The sequence below is a fragment of the Lacticaseibacillus styriensis genome (assembly GCF_030770295.1).
Taxonomy (GTDB): domain Bacteria; phylum Bacillota; class Bacilli; order Lactobacillales; family Lactobacillaceae; genus Lacticaseibacillus; species Lacticaseibacillus casei.
Genome location: NZ_CP132483.1, coordinates 1,747,438 through 1,763,596 on the forward strand (window position 1 = coordinate 1,747,438; position 16,159 = coordinate 1,763,596).

A 16,159-nucleotide genomic window follows, 5' to 3' on the forward strand; every position below is an offset into this window, starting at 1 on the left:
GTTTTTTTAGTGTCTTTTATCCGCAGAATAGATGTTTCTACAATTTTTATAATTTTAATATGATTTTTAATCCAAATAAAAACCCAATATAAGCAACTGGTCTTGGCGTAAGACACAGTGCCTATATTGGGACACATCAGTAAAACAATCGATTGAAATGGTTCAGCGGCTTTTTAGTCATTTAGGGAATGATTCTTCATTGAGTAACGACTCATAAGCCTTTTCGTACTTTTGAATATCGCCGGCGCCCATGAAGACAACAACCGCGTGATGGAACTTGAGCAGTGGTCGCATGTCTTCCTGATGGATCACCGCAGCGCCTTTGATTTGGGCCACAACGTCCTCTGACCGAATGTTGCCATTTTTTTCACGGGCAGAACTGAAAATCGGTGTCAGGAACGTTTGATCAGCCTGGCTCAACACTTGGACATATTGCGGTTCATAGGCTTTGGTTCGGCTATAAGTATGAGGTTGGAAAACCGCAATGATCGCTTTATCAGGATACTTTTGGCGGGCTGCATCCAGCGTTGCCTTAATTTCATTAGGATGATGGGCATAATCGTCCACGATGATCATATCCTTGAGATCCTTTTCGGCAAAGCGCCGTTTGACCCCGCCGAAGTTTCCCAGCTCACGGGCAATTAACCCAGCGTCAAGTTTCTCCATATGTGCGACTGCAACAACAGCCAACGCATTGAGGACACTGTGTTCGCCAAACAATGGAACAAAGAAGTGGCCGATTAGCTGATCGTGGAAATAGGCATCAAAACTGCTGCCTTTAGTGTCGCGATCCACGTTCCGCGCCTGAAAATCGTCCCGATCACTGGTGCCGTAATAATAAACCGGCACCTTAGCCTTTAATTTGCGTAACCATGGATCATCACCCCAGGCCACGATCGCTTTTTGAACCTGATTAGCCTCAGTTTCAAAAGCATCGTAGACATCTTCAAAGCCGTGATAATAGTCAGGATGATCAAAGTCGATGTTCGTCATGATCATGTAATCGGGATGATAAGCCAAGAAATGCCGCCGATATTCGTCCGCTTCAAAAACAAAGAATTTTGAATCGCGCACGCCTTTGCCGGTACCATCACCGATCAAATAACTGGTTTTGGCAACACCACTTAACGTGTGGGCCAGCAACCCCGTTGTACTGGTTTTGCCATGGGCACCGGCAACCCCGATGCTGGTATAACCCTTAATCAATTGGCCGAGGAACTCATGATAGCGATAAATGGTCAGCCCCATCGCCTTGGCCTGCTTGATTTCCGGATGATCTTCGGTAAAACTGTTGCCGGCAATGACGGTGTAGCCTGGCTTCAGATTGGCAGGATCAAATGGTAGCATGGTGATTCCGGCTGCTGCCAAACCTTTTTGTGTAAATGTGTACTGGGTAATATCACTGCCCAACACCTTGTGGCCCAAATCATGTAGCACCAGTGCCAACGCACTCATTCCTGAGCCTTTGATACCAATAAAATAATAGGTTGCCTCTGTCATGACGATTGTTCCTCTTTCTTTGCTTGTGTGTAATAAACTTCACGCGGTTTGGCGCCTTTAGCTGCCGACACTAGATGCCGAGCTTCCAGTGTATCAATGAGATTTGCCGCGCGATTGTACCCGATTGAAAAGACGCGCTGCAGTTTAGATGTCGAAATGTGGCGTTCACCAGCCAGGTAGTCCAAAACATCGGGCATAAGCTCATCTTCATGGGCATAGCTGGCTTCGGCTTCAGCCGACTTGACAAGTCCTGCTGGATCAAATAAGTACCGCGGTCCTTGCCGCGCCTTCACATAATCTACAATTTGATCGATTTCCCGATCGACAAACGTACCTTGCAGTCGAATCGGCTGACTGGCACCGTTGCCTAAGTACAACATGTCGCCGCGGCCTAAAAGCCGTTCTGCGCCAGCGGTATCGATAATGGTTCGCGAGTCAATTTGACTGGCGGTCATGAAGGCAATTCGCGTTGGAATATTATTCTTAATCGTACCGGTGATCACATCAACACTAGGACGTTGGGTGGCAACCAGCAAATGAATACCAGCCGCACGCGCCTTGGCGGTGATCCGCGCAATATCGTCTTGAATCTCGCTACCAGCTGCCAACATCAAATCCGCCAACTCATCAATAATAATGACCAAATACGGCAACACTTGGTTATATTCTTGATGGCGCTTAGCCTTCACATTAAATTGTTCCAGATTTCGAACGCCGGCCGCTGCCAGCTTCTTATAACGGTCATTCATCGTGGTAACAACCCACTTCAATGCCGCGCTGGCAGCTTTAGGATCGGAGATAACCGGCGACACCAGATGTGGTAAACCATTGTATCCAGCCAGCTCAACGGCCTTAGGATCGATCAAAAGCAAACGAACTTGCTGTGGCGTGGCTTTGTACAACAACGAAACCAGCAAGCTATTGATAAAGACCGACTTGCCCGATCCGGTCGCACCGGCAATCAACCCGTGCGGCATTTTGGCCAGATTTGTGACGACTGGCTGACCAAAAAGATCCACCCCAAGTGCAATGGTTAAAGGCGATTTTGCTTGTTGAAAGGCGGGAGTATCGAGCACTTCCCGTAACATGACCGGTCGCGGTTTCAAATTGGGGATTTCGATACCAACCGTATTTTTCCCGGGAATCGGAGCTTCAATGCGGATGTCTTTGGCAGCAAGTGCCAGTTTAAGGTCATCATTCAAGTTGGTGATTTTGCTAACCTTAACCCCGCTTGCCAAACTGACCTGAAATTGCGTCACGGTGGGACCGATGGTATGAGCGACCACATGTGCGTCCACGTTAAAGGCTTGAAGCGTTTGATCAAGTTGCTGGCGCTGTTGCAGCACCCAGTCACGCTGGGCTGCCTGATCAGCCACGACTGGCGGCGAAAGTAAGCGTAATGGCGGGATGGTCTCTGTGGTGGCATCATCTGCGCTAACCGCTGTAACGGGGTGTTCCGACGTTGTCATTGACGCAGGCAGCCCGGCTGTTCCTGATTGCGATTGTGCTGTAGACGCCTCGCTTGCGCCTCGTGCTTCCGGTATTGACGGCGCTGACCGTGCACTTTCGGCATCCCTGCTTGCTAACGTCTTCGCCTTCTGTGCTGCTAACGCCTTGCGCAGTTTCTTGGCTTCATGCTTGCGTCTTAACGCCTCGATTCGGGCAGCTTTGCGGCTATTAGGCCCATGCGGTTTCGTCTCCTGCCCGGCATTGGCGGATGGCGTCTTTGGCATTGATGAAACTTCCACTGACGGCGCAGGGTTGCTGTTTTCTTTGGCCGTCCCCTGCTTTTCTGCGTCAGACGCCGGTTGCGACTCAACTGGTTTAGCAACAGCTGCTGCAACGGCATGCGACTTATGCGGTTCACTTGCCTCATGAACAGCCGCGGCCGGTTCGCCTGCAACTGGTCCGGAAGCAGTTGTTGAAGTTGCCCCAGAAGCCCCTTCTTCTTTGCCAACAGATTCCGATGATGTCACCGCAATCGCTAATGAATTAGCTTCAATCTGCTTACTTGGCTTGGTGCCGTGACCCACAAAAAGATAAACGCTTTGCTCATCCGGCCTTAAAGCTGTCGCGATCTTCTGATAGTCAATCCGCTCTTTCGGCAGGGTTCGAACCGTACTATTCGGTGTTTTGAGACTCGCAATTCGATCGCGATCATGGCTTTGCAGCGGATGACTCATGGCCCGCAAATCGGCTTGCGCTTCTGCAACTTTCCGCGGATTCACCGGTTTTTTTGGCGTATGTGCCAGCTGAGGTGGCAGGTGATATGGTTCATCTTGCGGCTGCTTCCATTTCGAATTCGTTAATTCGGATTCAGGTGTTGGCAAGTTATTTTGATGTAAAAATGCCGGCCCATCATAATGTGCCATGATTGAATCCCCTTTTTATCGTGTTTTAACGGTGTCTCCATTTTAGCATACGCACCGGTTCCCCGAATCCTTGATCTATAAAAATAATCTTTTCCTCATAACGCGCTCACAAAAAATCGACTCAAGCATCATTGCACTTGAGTCGATTTACAATCTACCTTGAATGTTCTATTAGGCTTGCGCAGCCACCACTTTAGCGGCTTCTTTAGCATCAAACGGAGTACCGGCAGCCAGCTCATCTGGCATCACAAGAATACCACGGCGTTGTGGTGCCCCCGGAATGGCTAATTCTCGGGCGCTGCTGATCATGCCGTAAGAGGCGACCCCGCGCAAGGAACCGGGCCAGATAATCTTACCATCTGGCATCATCGCACCAGGCAGTGCCACCACGACCGTTTGTCCTAAAGCCGCATTGGGCGCGCCACAAACAATCTGCACTTGCTTCTCACCAATATCAACCTGCGCCACATGTAGATGGTCAGCATCAGGATGATCCTTGAAATCGACAATTTTGCCAATCACAAACTTGGGCTTGTCATCTGCTTCAAGCTGGCCCGGCAACCCTGCTTCTTGAATAGCAGCATTTAGTTTCGCCACTTGTTCTTTGGTCAACTTAACCTGACCTTTGCCTGTTAAAGAACCCAGCCATTGACTGACCTTGAAAAAGTTATAGCCGATCACCTGATTTTGGTCATTTAAGATCGCCACAACGTCCCCATTTTGCTGGGTTGTCTGTGTCGCTGTATCCGGCCCTGTGATCGCAATTAACGTATCGCCGAATGCTGATTGATTATAACTGGTAATAAGCATGCGTACCTCCAAAATTAATGCAAGCCGTTGATAAAGTCCTCGACTTGTTGTTTCGTTTTACGATCTTTATTGACAAACCGGCCGACTTCTTTGCCGTCATTAAAGGCAATAAAGCTAGGAATACCGAAGACACCCATGTCCTGGGCAACTTCTAAATTCTTATCGCGATCAACCGCGACAAATTCATAGTCCGGAAAATCTTTTTCGATTTCCGGCATTGCCGGTTTGATGAAGCGGCAATCCGAGCACCAATCCGCAGAAAAGAACAGCATTTTTTTGCCTGGTTTTTTAACCTCATCCAAAATTGCTGTATTCGATCCAAGTTCTTTCATAGCCAACATCCTTTCACTTACTATTTAAAAGTAACTATAACAGGAAAATCGCATTGGTGCAATGTCACTTCATATTAGTTACATTATACTTAAGTTAGACGTTTAGCCACAAGCTGATAACTGAAAAAAGTCGTCGCATCTTTTGCGTTAAGGAGGGCTATCATGCGAGTTTCGAAATTAAGATCGTCTTTTGCTGTCTGGCTAGCAACCGGCATCATCACAGCGGGAACATCGGTGCTGATTCATCACCGACTTTATTACCGAACCATCCCTAATCGGCTTCTAGCCAACATTAAAGCCGGTTTCGCAAACCGCGGAACCATTGAGAACAGTTGGATTGCCATGTATCCGACAACGATTGAAACGCCTAGTCAGCACCATATCCGAGTTTATACAGGTGGCCTGACGATACGTCAACACCATACACACCAACAATTTGAATTTGCGGTACAACCTGATGGCCATTTATGGCGACGCCACCAACTTCACTTGGTGGAAATCTAAAAATGCGCAACTAACTCGTAAATCCGGCCGCCGTCAGCACTGAACTTCTCCTCATACTCGGTAGGCACATTGTCGGTAATGCGCTTGTCGTGATGAAGATCAAGCGACACGAGGTCAAAGGTCATGCCAAAGTTATTCATGCTCACCAACGAATATTCAAAAAGCCATTGATTATCGGTCTTAAACTGCAGCAATGCGTTTGGTTTCATAATTGCTTGATATTGCCGCAAAAAGTCGCGATAAGTCAGCCGTCTTTTTTCGTGTCTGGTTTTTGGCCATGGATCGGAAAAGTTCAAAAACAAACCGCTAATTTCACCATCAGCAAAATAATCAGTTAAATCGGCGCCATCGCCTAAAACGAGCTGAAGATTAGGCAGTTTTAACGCCACCTGCTTCTTTAGAATCATGGCAATGGCCGCCTCCTGCAATTCCAAAGCGATGAAATTATATTCCGGATGGGCTTGAGCCATGGCAACAATAAACTGGCCTTTGCCAGAACCGACTTCAAGATACAGTGGCTGTCCCTGCGTAAACCGCGTCTGCCACTGACCGGGCATTTTTTCTGGCCGTACGAGGATCATCTCTGGATGAGCCTCAATCAATGGTTTGGCCCATGTTTTGTTACGTAATCGCATTGGTATCGTTTCCTTATCTTTGAGTATTGTTTAATGCGGTGATTTTTTGAGTTAACTTGCATATTTGTTTAGGGCTGGTGGCTGCCGTAACGCGTTCGCTAGCCCAGAAACCTGCGTGTAAGGACCTTGGTCGCAATGGCCAAAGCCCGGCCATCACGCCCAAGGCCACTTACACTCCGGTTTCTAACCGGACTGGCTCACGCTCAGCTCTCCATAACGCGTTCGCCGGCGCAGAAGCCTGCACATAAGGACCTTGAACCTGAATGGCCAAAGACCAGCCATTCAGGTTCAAGGCCACTTATGCTCCGGCTTCTAACCGCGCCGGCTCACGCTCAACAAATCAAAAGACCCGCGACAAAGCCATTTTGCCACAGGCCTTTTGATTTGCTACTTGTTGCACCACTTCAATGTGTGGATTGCAGTACTTCGAACTGGCGCAGGGCTTTTGCCACTTCATCCGATCGCTGATGTAACGCAGCGGTCTTCATATCGCTTAATAAGTGCAGGTCACTGTACCAATAAAGCCGATGTTGCAAATGATCATCCACGTTTGCCCCATAAGCTGTTAGGAACGCCGGCCACGTGTCGTGGTTACCATAATGCGCCATGACATCGGCAAGATCATAAGCCGGATCGCCCAGCGCCACTTGCTCCCAATCAACTAAATACAGGCGGCCGTTTGCTCGCAGCCAATTTTTGTGATTCAGGTCGCCGTGGCAGACACTTTGCACGGTCACCCGCGGCACCCAGCGTTGGATCTCCGCCAGTGCCTGCTCCACTCGCGGTTGGGCCGCGAGATTTTCGGGAAAGTTTTGCAACAACGATTGGCGTAACTGATCAGGATCCAAAACCTGACCGCCAACTTGGCGAAGCATTCGCTTTAATAAACTTGAGTGGTGCACCTTTGCTAACATGCTGGCGACGACCGGCTGCATCATTTGCTCGCGGGTCAACGTTTCGCCGTCTAACCATTCTTGTGCGGTTAACACATCGCCGGTACTGACCCGGCGCGTCCATAGCAACCGCGGGGTGATGTGTTCAACTGAAAGTGCCGCAAGAAATGGTGACGCGTTACGTTTAAGGAAATATTTTTGATTCGCATAAACCCCAAGAAACGCACTTCCGGTGGAACCGCCTGCAGGCTGCAGGGACCACCCGGCATCTAATTCAAACTCCATAGGCACTACTCCTTATATCTGGCCGCAGGAATGGTTCTAGTCATCAAAAAGACACTCCCAGGCGCTCGTGCGTCCACGTTTCATATTACTAAGTTGCGATTTACCCGTCAAGACTAACTGCCAATTGCAGCTGACCTGACGAAATACGCAGGCTTTTCATTTTCCACCGAACGTTTTTGATTTGACTTAGAGCTGTCAGCCAACCAGGATTAAATCATGACGTGATGCTGTTTTAACCGCATGCGCGCATACCAGCGGGTAAATGCCCAGACGAAAAGTCCTCCGCCGATGAAGATTGACCCGGCTGCCAACCATTGCAGCCGAACAAGTGTCACAAGCGTAAATGTCAGTACTTCAATCAACAGCAAAACCGTTAACAGCTGCTCAAACGCAGCCGGCTTCTGCTCAGGCGCCACGGGATACAAATGCACAAAGACAATATCATCATACTGATAATAAAACGGTAACAGTTGGAACCCGACCATGTAAAGAAACAAGATGGCAAAGCCCAGCACCAGCCACCACGGTGACAAAACGGCCACGATCACGGCACCAATGACGAGTAAACGCACATACAAACCAAGGTATTCGCCGCCGCGCAAAAAGCCACGCAAATACAGGAATAGCCATGTCGTTGCCTGCTGGGGCTTGACCAGTTTCAACAATCCATCCAGATATCGGCGTCGATGGACACTGTTGGCTAAGCCAGGCACATCGGTAAAGAGATTGTAAAACCGATACAGCCGCCCCATTCGTGCCTCTTCCAAGCTAATTAAAGCGGAAAAATTCAATTGTCCTTGGTCAAGCACCGATTTTAACTGCCATCTAAAAACAAGATCCAAGATTAACGCCACCAAAAGCGTCATGGCAGGATGAAGGTAAAATCCGCCAAACAAGGCGATGAACGCAATGCTAAGCAGTATAAGCCGCTGGTGATGCCAACGATTCGGCAGGTGGTACCGCTGTAAAAACTGCAACCACAAATCAAGATCTTTAAACAACCACAAGGACACGAGCAATGCCATCGTTCCGCTTGCCGGATCCTGACCAAGCTGCGCAAATAACGGCCACATCGCTAAACTCGTAAACGTCAACAAGACGCCAGGTAGGATCATGCTATAATGGCGTGCCTTCAACAAATAAGCTTTAAAGGCTTCGGCTTTTGGCAACAAGAAAATTTGATCCGGTGCTTCCGCAAGCGTGGCCAGCTGACCAAGGCTCAGAAAGCCGGTGAAAATCAGAGCCAGTCCTAAAGCAAGCCATCCAGAAGGTTGCAAGGTTTTAACAATTTGACTATATGCATAAAGCGCACCGCCAAACAAAATCAGCAAAATCAAAACGAAATGATCGTTAAACACCAACCGCAAATATTTTTGCTGTTCTTGCACATGTTGACGGAGACGGGTTCGCCACAACTTGATCATGCTTTTTCCTCCGTCATCTTCATGTAAATATCATCCAGGCTGCCGTCCTGCAAACCGAATTGTTGCTTCAGGGAGGCCATGTCGCCGGTCGCCCGCACTTTTCCGGATTTGATCAACACAAACTCGTCAGCATACTGCTGGGCGGTTGCCAGGATATGCGTTGACATGAGCACCGATGCCCCTTGCTGCTTTTTAGCCGTGACGATGTCCAAAAGATCATGAATGGCCAGCGGATCAAGACCGGTAAACGGTTCGTCGATGATGAATAGTTGGGCATGCGTCATAAACGCCGCCACTATCATCACCTTTTGCTGCATACCTTTTGAAAATTTAGCCGGGAACCAGTCCAGTTTGTTGTCAAGGCGGAACCGTTCTAGCATTGTATCGGCTTCGCGCCAAGCTTCGTCTTCATCGAGGTCGTAAGCCATGATCGTCATGTCAAGATGTTCGCGCAGCGTCAACTCGGGATAAAGCACCGGGGTTTCGGGGACATAAGCTAGGCTTGCGCGAAACCCGGTCGGATCGGTTTTGAGCGTTTTGCCATCTAAGTCAATCGTGCCGGCTTGTGGCGTCAGTAAACCGATAATATGTTTAATGGTTGTCGATTTGCCTGCTCCGTTGAGGCCGATCAACCCGACAATTTTGCCTGAAGGTACCGAGAAGCTGACATCTTTGAGAATCGTTAAATTGCCGTAACCGCCAGTGAGTCCATCAATTGTTAAAGTCATCTTACCAGTCCCTATCTGTATAATTTCAGTTAGGGATATGATAGCATGAAATCAAGGTTTCTATTAACAAAAGCGTAAGCAGAAATGAGGCAAGGACATGATTGATTGCATTTTTTGTAAAATTGTTCGCAATGAGATTCCCAACGTTCCGGTTTATGAAGACGATGTCGTGAAGGCGTTTTTGGATATCACGCAGGTTACGCCGGGCCATACGTTAATCGTACCTAAGAAACACGTTCCCGATATTTTTGCCTATGATACCGACCTGGCCGCCGCAGTTTTTGAACGGGTGCCTAAAATTGCCCGGGCGATTAAGGCAAGCAATCCGGCGATCAAAGGCATGAACATTTTGAACAATAACGGCAAAGTTGCTTATCAAAGCGTCTTTCATTCACATATCCACTTGATCCCGCGCTACAGCGATCAAGACGACTTCGGTATGCATTTCGGCGATCACAGCGCTCAGTACGATAATGCCAAGCTTGAGGCCGTTGCCGCCAAAATTCGCAACCAGCTGGAGGCACAAGCATGAAATTTCGTCACGGCTTTTTATTAGGCGCGGTTGCCGGTACAATTTATGGAATATTAACGGCCAAAAAAACCGGTCCGCAACGGCAACAGGAGATTGCTGCTTATTTTAACGGCGTTGCAAATGGCGTCACCCAAGTTCGCCAAAGCATCAACCACCTCAGTGAGACGCTAACGAACTTGTCCGCTGAAGTTGATCAAACGCTCAAGCCAGCCATGAAAGACATTACCAACAGCGTCGAAACTTTCGAATTCGAAACGGCACCGCGCACGGACGCGATCCAGGAACATCTCGACAAGATCAATGAGGCAGTCAGCGATCTTGGCACCAAAGCACCGACGTCTACAGCAAAACCTTAACCCAAACATTGAAAATGGCGTAAGCAGTTGTCGCCAAGCCGTGACGGATTATTGAAAGTTATGTGAAGATCGGCGTATGGCGATAAGTTATGGTATAGTAGACGGCAGTGTTAAACAGAAACTTTTTAGATTAGGATGTGTGATTGCATGAAAAAATGGATTCTCGGCGTTGTTGGCTTGTTTGTAGCAGTGACCTTAGCAGGCTGTTCAAGCGGCACTGTTGCAAATATGAAGGGTGCCAAGATCACCAAAGATGAGTATTATAACGCCATGAAGAAGACCACCACCGGTCAAGCGACCTTACGTAACATGATCGTTTTAAAGGCGTTAGAACAACAATACCCGAACAAGGTGTCAGACAAAAAGGTCAACAGCCAGTTCAACAAGCTGAAGAAGCAATATGGTTCTTCATTTGATTCAACGCTTGAACAAAACGGCTACACCGAATCAAGCTTCAAAGATCAAATCCGGACAACGTTGTATTCCGAAGTTGCTTTAAAGGACATGAAGAAGCCAACCACGAAGCAAATTGAAGCCCAGTGGAAGAAGTACCAACCCAAGATTCAGGTACAGCATATCTTGGTTAAGACCGAAGATGAAGCTAAGCAAATCATTTCCGATTACCAAAAGGATCCAACCGAAAAGAACTTCGAGGCTTTGGCTAAGAAGAACTCTATCGATACAGGTACCAAGAATAAAGGTGGTAAGTTAACTGCCTTCGATAACACGGATACCAGCTTGGATTCAACCTTCAAGACAGCTGCCTTCAAGCTCAAAAAGCCTGGCGATATCACGACAACACCGGTTAAGACCCAATATGGGTACCATGTCATTCGTGCCATTTCCATCGGCAAGAAAGGTACCATGAAGGAACACAAGAAGGATCTGGAAAATCAGATTTACACTTCATGGCAGAGTGATCAGACCGTGATGAACGGTGTTATTACCAAAGTCTTGAAGAAGGCTAACGTTTCAATTAAGGATAACGACCTTAAAGACGTTCTTTCAAGCTACCTGAGCAGCGGCTCAAGCAGTTCAAGCACTTCCAACTAAAAACAGGACCAAGCAAGATAGCAAAAGGCTCGCGCCGTGGCGCGAGCCTTTTTGTGTATCTTTTATTTTTGAAAGTCCATTTTACTTAATGGCATCAATGCGGATCCGGAAATGTCTGACCGTTCGTCGGCCGATAAAAGCGGCGATTATCCATGCCAAAAAGTCGTTCGGTAAACGTCCCCGGATCAACATGCTGGTAAGCGGTGGTCATCATATTGATAGAGGCATCCATCTCATCCAGCTCATGCAGCACTTGCGCCTCTAATAACTGCGGGCGAACCGGTGAGCCATATTCAAGCAATCCGTGATGGGCCAAAACCACATGCCGCAACAGCAACATATCTTCCCCATTGATGTCGATTTTAAGCTGATGGGCAGCCAGCACAATTTGCTCGTCAATCAAGACAATGTGCCCGATTAAATTCCCGGGTACTGTGTAATCGGTCGAAATCGATCCGCTTAATTCGATGGTTTTTCCTAAGTCATGCAAAATGGCCCCGGCGTATAGCAGACTTTTATTTAGACTCGAATACTGAGCGGTGACACTTTTGGCCAACCGCAAGATACTCAGCGTGTGAAACGCCAGCCCGCCAGCAAACGCATGGTGATTCGACTTGGCAGCCGGATAACTGAAGAACGCCTTTTTGTGATCGTTAATCAACTTACGGACGATGCGATTCCAGTTGGCGTTGGTGATCTCAAAAATAAAGCTATTCAGCTCTTCTTCCATGGCATTAGGCGCTTCCGGTGCCCGCTCGACAAAATTCTTGGGATCGTTGCCCTCCTCCTGTGTTGCAAGGCGCATTGAATAAATCTTGATTTGCGGATTACCTTGGTATAGTTCACGTTTCCCGGATAGCCGAACCACCTCACCCGCTTTAAACTGGGCAATATCATTAGCGGTGGCATCCCAGAACTTCCCGGAAATATGGCCGGAGTTATCCTGGAAAATCATCGCAATAAATTTTTTGCCATTCTTGGCTACGCGAACTTCAGCCGATTTAATCAGCACGGGAAGCCGTACATCTTCTTCATTATGGTAATCAAAAAGCCGTTTTGCCACGGTTGTCACCTTTTCCTTTACTATACAAGCTAACTAAATCATACCGATGTCAGTCCTAAAGTACAAGGAAGGTCTCAATTGTTCGTCACTTGTTGCCAAAATAAAAAAGCCCCAGAGAGAACGCTCTCCGGAACTTTTTCCAGTGCAGGTTCCTAAACGGATTCAGCACCTACACTGACCCAGTTAACTGATTAAGGTTTGCTTTGATAAACATCAATAATTGGCTGGGAAATAATCTTATTCAGTTCGTCCATCATCTGTGACAGGCCTTGTTCCTTGGCCATCAGGTTTTGGATCGGTTGGATGTCGCGCATCTTGTCGCCAAGTGCCTGCAGCGATTTCACTTCTTCATCCGTGAAATCCTGTCCCTGCATTGACTTTTGCTGCATCTCGTATTGCTTTTGCTGAAACTGTTGGAACAAGCCGTAAGCAACGGTGTCCAACTTCAACAAGTCAAATGCCTTCTTGAGATCCTGAAATTCCTGAGTGGTCTTGATATCTTCCGCCATCTGATTAGCGGTGTCGTAAACGTTTGCCATACTTTACCTCACTTTTTTGAGCCTATTTGAACCAGCCCTTGATATTATCATACCATTTTCCCACAGTTTGCTTGGCACTGTCTATGCCTTTATCGATACCATCTTGAATTCCTTGCCAAATATCGTCATTTTTTTCTGGTGTCTGAATACTTGCCATTTGTGCCGCATCCTTGGTATCAAAGGCGGTTTGCGGGGTATTGGGCATTAATTTGGACATTTCAAGCTTGAACAACGGTGCTACGCCAGAAGTGCTTGTGCCCTGCAGGAAATGCTGACTGTCGGTTGTCGGATAACCGATCCAGGTCGCATTGACGATATCCGGTGTATATCCGACAACCCACTGGTCTTTTGTACCATAGCCCCAACTGCTTGGCACTTCGGTACTGCCGGTTTTCCCGGCAATGGTGTAGCCGGATGGTTTGGCCGTCGATCCGGTGCCTTCGTTGAACGTGCCAATCATCATGCTGGTCATTTCCTGCGCCACTTTTTTGGAGATGATCTGCCGGCTTGGCGGGTTCGAATTATCGACCACCGTCTGGCCCGTCGCGTCGACAATTTTGCGGATAAAATGGGTCGTCGGCAGCTTACCGCCGTTGGCAAACGCCGCATACGCCCGCGCTAACATGAGCGGGGACACCCCATTTTTCAAACCGCCAAGTGCCGCTGCTAGGTTCTGGTCGCTTGATTTGAGTTGAATGCCGAAACGATCAAGACTGGAAACCCCTTTTTGAACGCCGATCTTGTTTAACAACCATACCGCCGGCGCATTAATCGAATCCGCCAGCGCTTTATACATTGGCACGGTACCCAGATAGGTTCCCGTAGCATTGGTCGGCGTATATTGATTTTTACCATAACTAAGCTTTTCGTCTTTCAGAATCGAATCGTAATGGTAGCCATTTTCCAGTGCCGGCGTGTAAACCATCAGCGGCTTAATCGTCGAACCGGGTGAATTGCGCAACTGGGTGGCATAATTAAACCCTAAGAAGGTATGCTCACCGCGATTGCCCACGACTGCGCGCACACCACCGGTTTTGGGATCCAAGATGATGGAGGCACCCTGAACCTGTTTACCATCCGCAGCATCGGCCGGGAATGCCCAGTTCTGCTCAAAACTGGTTTGCAGGTTCTGCTGATACGTTTGATCTAAGTTCGTGTAAATCTTATAACCTTTGTTCAAAATGTCATCAACACTAATACCTTCACTCCGCGCTTCTTCAATAACCGAGTCGAAATAAGACGGGTATTTCTGCGCATTAGCCGTTGAAAAGGCATCGACAACCTGCACCGACTGGGCTTTAGCCGCATTGGCCTGAGCCTGGGTTAACTTATGGTTGTCGGCCATCAGTTGCAAAACAACGTTGCGTCGCGAAATGGCGTTGTCTTTATGGTCAGCAGGATTGTAGTAACTGGGATTCCGCAGCATCCCTGCTAAAATGGCCCCTTCACTGGCATCCAATTGACTGGCATTTTTGCCAAAATACCGTTTCGCCGCATCCTGCACGCCCCAAACACCATTGCCAAAATACGCATTGTTGAGATACATGGCAAGGATATCCTGCTTGGAGTAAACTTTATTCAGCTGAATGGCCATGAACAATTCCTGCGCCTTACGCATGATCGTCTGTTTCTGTGTCAATAACGTATTCTTGGCGAGTTGCTGGGTGATCGTACTGCCACCACCCATAATCTGACCGTGGTGGATAACATAATTGAATGCAGACCGCAGAATCCCCTTAATCGAAAACCCGCCATTGGTATAAAAAGTTCGATCTTCCGTTGAGATCACCGCATTTTGAACCTGCTTACTAATGTCTTTTAACTCAACATAGGTCCCTTTTTGGCCATACAATGTCCCTGCTTCTTCATTGTTATCATCATAAATGACCGTTTTGGTTTGCAAGGTACTTTTAATATTTTGAACATCAGCGGTTTTGGCTTTATAAGTAAACCAGGCAGAGAACACCAAAATGACCGTTAGTCCGATTAAAATCAGCCAACGAATCACCTGAAACCGGCGGAAGAACCACCGAATGCCCTGCCAGACACGTGATAAAAATTCCATGCCTGCCCTCCTATTGTGAATCTTATTTATTGTAGCATAGCCAGGCGCTACCTAAATCCCGGCTTCAGGTTTTTAAGCAAACTTTATGGTCAAAGGAAACGAGGAAAACTCTTGTTATTTCAAACCATCGCCATTGCTAAAACGCATGCGAGTCTGCGTGATCAGCTTCAATCCTGGTTGATTCCCCGCAAACGGCAACATCAGATGCGCGTTGCTCGATCGATCCAGGTAAATGGGCATTATCGGCATTTTAACGAGCCAGTGGCCACCGGTGACCGTATCGCCATGACTTACGACGAACCGATTCGCCTGGCCTATGTGCCGGAAACGCCCCATCTCGATATCCGCTATGAAGATGACAACTTACTCATTGTCGACAAACCTGCAGGCATGAAAACCCATCCGAATCAGCCGGGAGAAACCGGCACCTTGATGAATCAGGCTGCAGCGTATTTGGCCCCACAGCCGGCGCTAATCACGCACCGGCTCGATATGGCAACTAGCGGACTTTTAGTCATTGCCAAAAATCCCCTGGCACAAGCCATCATTAATCGGCAGCTGGCGACCAAAACCATGCACCGCGACTATCTTGCGGTGGTTCAGCGCGGCATCCCCAAAGAAGGCCGTATTGACGCACCAATCGGCCATGATCCGCAAGACAAACGCAAGCGGATGATTCGGCCTGACGGTGCGCCGGCTGTCACTCATTACCAACGAATTGCGGAAACGGCGACGACTGCCACCGTTCTGCTTCGCCTGGAAACCGGCCGCACTCACCAGATCCGCGTCCATCTCGCCAGCATCGGCTATCCAATCATCGGTGATCCATTATACGCATTGCCAAGTGATGAACCGCGAATGCGCCTGCACGCCTATCGCGTTCGCCTTACAAAGCCGCTTAGTGACGAACAACTCACCGTCACTAGTCCGGTGCCATTTTAGGTGATCGGTCGCATAGAAAGACGAGGCCGAGCCATAATTTTGCAAGAGCGTTCATAGATTAGTGAATTCTTAACAATCAAAAAAGCTCAGGTAATAAGTTCCGAGTCGTGCCAAACTCCACAATCT

General features: G+C 48.2%; 15 protein-coding genes and 2 pseudogenes. 5 read left to right on the top strand and 12 right to left on the bottom strand.

The features are described 5' to 3' along the window. Positions 1–177: 177 nt before the first annotated feature. The 5 genes and pseudogenes from murC to LACSTY_RS08405 form a co-directional block, all read right to left on the bottom strand. A complete protein-coding gene (gene murC / locus LACSTY_RS08390; RefSeq protein WP_087912301.1) occupies positions 178–1,500 on the bottom strand; it encodes a UDP-N-acetylmuramate--L-alanine ligase in 1,323 nt (440 codons plus the stop codon). Then, a pseudogene (locus LACSTY_RS14755) lies at positions 1,497–2,999 on the bottom strand (DNA translocase FtsK); the annotation flags it as partial. The gene murC and the pseudogene LACSTY_RS14755, both read right to left, overlap by 4 nt. Positions 3,000–3,089: 90 nt before the next feature. After that, positions 3,090–3,872: pseudogene (locus LACSTY_RS14760) on the bottom strand (DNA translocase FtsK); the annotation flags it as partial. Between the two features lie 171 nt (positions 3,873–4,043). Further along, positions 4,044–4,682, bottom strand: a complete 639-nt coding sequence (gene ytpR, locus LACSTY_RS08400) for a YtpR family tRNA-binding protein (protein ID WP_087912303.1) — start codon at positions 4,680–4,682, stop codon at positions 4,044–4,046. Positions 4,683–4,696: 14 nt separating this feature from the next. Beyond that, positions 4,697–5,014: a thioredoxin family protein gene (locus LACSTY_RS08405; protein WP_010487858.1), complete on the bottom strand. Its 318-nt coding sequence runs from the start codon at positions 5,012–5,014 to the stop codon at positions 4,697–4,699. A gap of 162 nt (positions 5,015–5,176) precedes the next feature. Between LACSTY_RS08405 and LACSTY_RS08410 the strand changes: the two genes are divergently transcribed. Continuing rightward, complete coding sequence (locus tag LACSTY_RS08410) at positions 5,177–5,518, top strand: hypothetical protein (RefSeq protein WP_087912304.1); 342 nt, start codon at positions 5,177–5,179, stop codon at positions 5,516–5,518. Here the strand turns inward: LACSTY_RS08410 and trmB are convergent. The 4 genes from trmB to LACSTY_RS08430 form a co-directional block, all read right to left on the bottom strand. Then, complete coding sequence (trmB, locus tag LACSTY_RS08415) at positions 5,515–6,153, bottom strand: tRNA (guanosine(46)-N7)-methyltransferase TrmB (protein ID WP_087912305.1); 639 nt, start codon at positions 6,151–6,153, stop codon at positions 5,515–5,517. The two genes, LACSTY_RS08410 and trmB, sit on opposite strands and share 4 nt — an antisense overlap. Before the next feature lie 404 nt (positions 6,154–6,557). Next, positions 6,558–7,331, bottom strand: a complete 774-nt coding sequence (locus tag LACSTY_RS08420; RefSeq protein ID WP_087912306.1) for a phosphotransferase family protein — start codon at positions 7,329–7,331, stop codon at positions 6,558–6,560. Positions 7,332–7,540: 209 nt separating this feature from the next. Then, complete coding sequence (locus LACSTY_RS08425) at positions 7,541–8,755, bottom strand: ABC transporter permease (protein WP_087912307.1); 1,215 nt, start codon at positions 8,753–8,755, stop codon at positions 7,541–7,543. Beyond that, positions 8,752–9,483: an ABC transporter ATP-binding protein gene (locus tag LACSTY_RS08430; protein ID WP_087912308.1), complete on the bottom strand. Its 732-nt coding sequence runs from the start codon at positions 9,481–9,483 to the stop codon at positions 8,752–8,754. Before LACSTY_RS08430 ends, LACSTY_RS08425 begins: the two co-directional genes overlap by 4 nt. 97 nt (positions 9,484–9,580) lie before the next feature. On the opposite strand from LACSTY_RS08430, the gene LACSTY_RS08435 reads away from it, so the two are divergent. The 3 genes from LACSTY_RS08435 (at position 9,581) to LACSTY_RS08445 (ending at position 11,424) form a co-directional block, all read left to right on the top strand. Beyond that, the gene (locus LACSTY_RS08435) at positions 9,581–10,015 is read left to right on the top strand and encodes an HIT family protein (protein ID WP_010487852.1); all 435 of its coding nucleotides are present in this window, start codon (positions 9,581–9,583) and stop codon (positions 10,013–10,015) included. Beyond that, on the top strand, positions 10,012–10,371 hold the full coding sequence (locus LACSTY_RS08440) for a YtxH domain-containing protein (RefSeq protein WP_025013350.1): 360 nt from the start codon (positions 10,012–10,014) through the stop codon (positions 10,369–10,371). The genes LACSTY_RS08435 and LACSTY_RS08440 overlap by 4 nt, the downstream gene beginning before the upstream one ends. Positions 10,372–10,518: 147 nt before the next feature. Continuing rightward, the gene (locus LACSTY_RS08445; RefSeq protein ID WP_010487850.1) at positions 10,519–11,424 is read left to right on the top strand and encodes a peptidylprolyl isomerase PrsA; all 906 of its coding nucleotides are present in this window, start codon (positions 10,519–10,521) and stop codon (positions 11,422–11,424) included. 94 nt (positions 11,425–11,518) lie between these two features. Here LACSTY_RS08445 and LACSTY_RS08450 read toward each other — a convergent pair whose 3' ends face one another. The 3 genes from LACSTY_RS08450 to LACSTY_RS08460 all read right to left on the bottom strand — a co-directional run bounded on the left by LACSTY_RS08450 (position 11,519) and on the right by LACSTY_RS08460 (position 15,091). Then, positions 11,519–12,487 (bottom strand): 3'-5' exoribonuclease YhaM family protein, encoded by a 969-nt coding sequence (locus tag LACSTY_RS08450; protein WP_087912309.1) that lies wholly within the window; start codon positions 12,485–12,487, stop codon positions 11,519–11,521. Between the two features lie 191 nt (positions 12,488–12,678). Next, entirely contained in the window at positions 12,679–13,026 is a 348-nt protein-coding gene (locus LACSTY_RS08455) for a YlbF family regulator (protein WP_010487847.1), read from the bottom strand. A gap of 22 nt (positions 13,027–13,048) precedes the next feature. Next, a complete protein-coding gene (locus tag LACSTY_RS08460) occupies positions 13,049–15,091 on the bottom strand; it encodes a PBP1A family penicillin-binding protein (protein WP_087912310.1) in 2,043 nt (680 codons plus the stop codon). A 111-nt stretch (positions 15,092–15,202) separates the two neighbouring features. Here LACSTY_RS08460 and LACSTY_RS08465 point away from each other — a divergent pair, with 111 nt between their 5' ends. Continuing rightward, a complete protein-coding gene (locus LACSTY_RS08465; protein WP_087912311.1) occupies positions 15,203–16,033 on the top strand; it encodes an RluA family pseudouridine synthase in 831 nt (276 codons plus the stop codon). Positions 16,034–16,159: the final 126 nt, after the last annotated feature.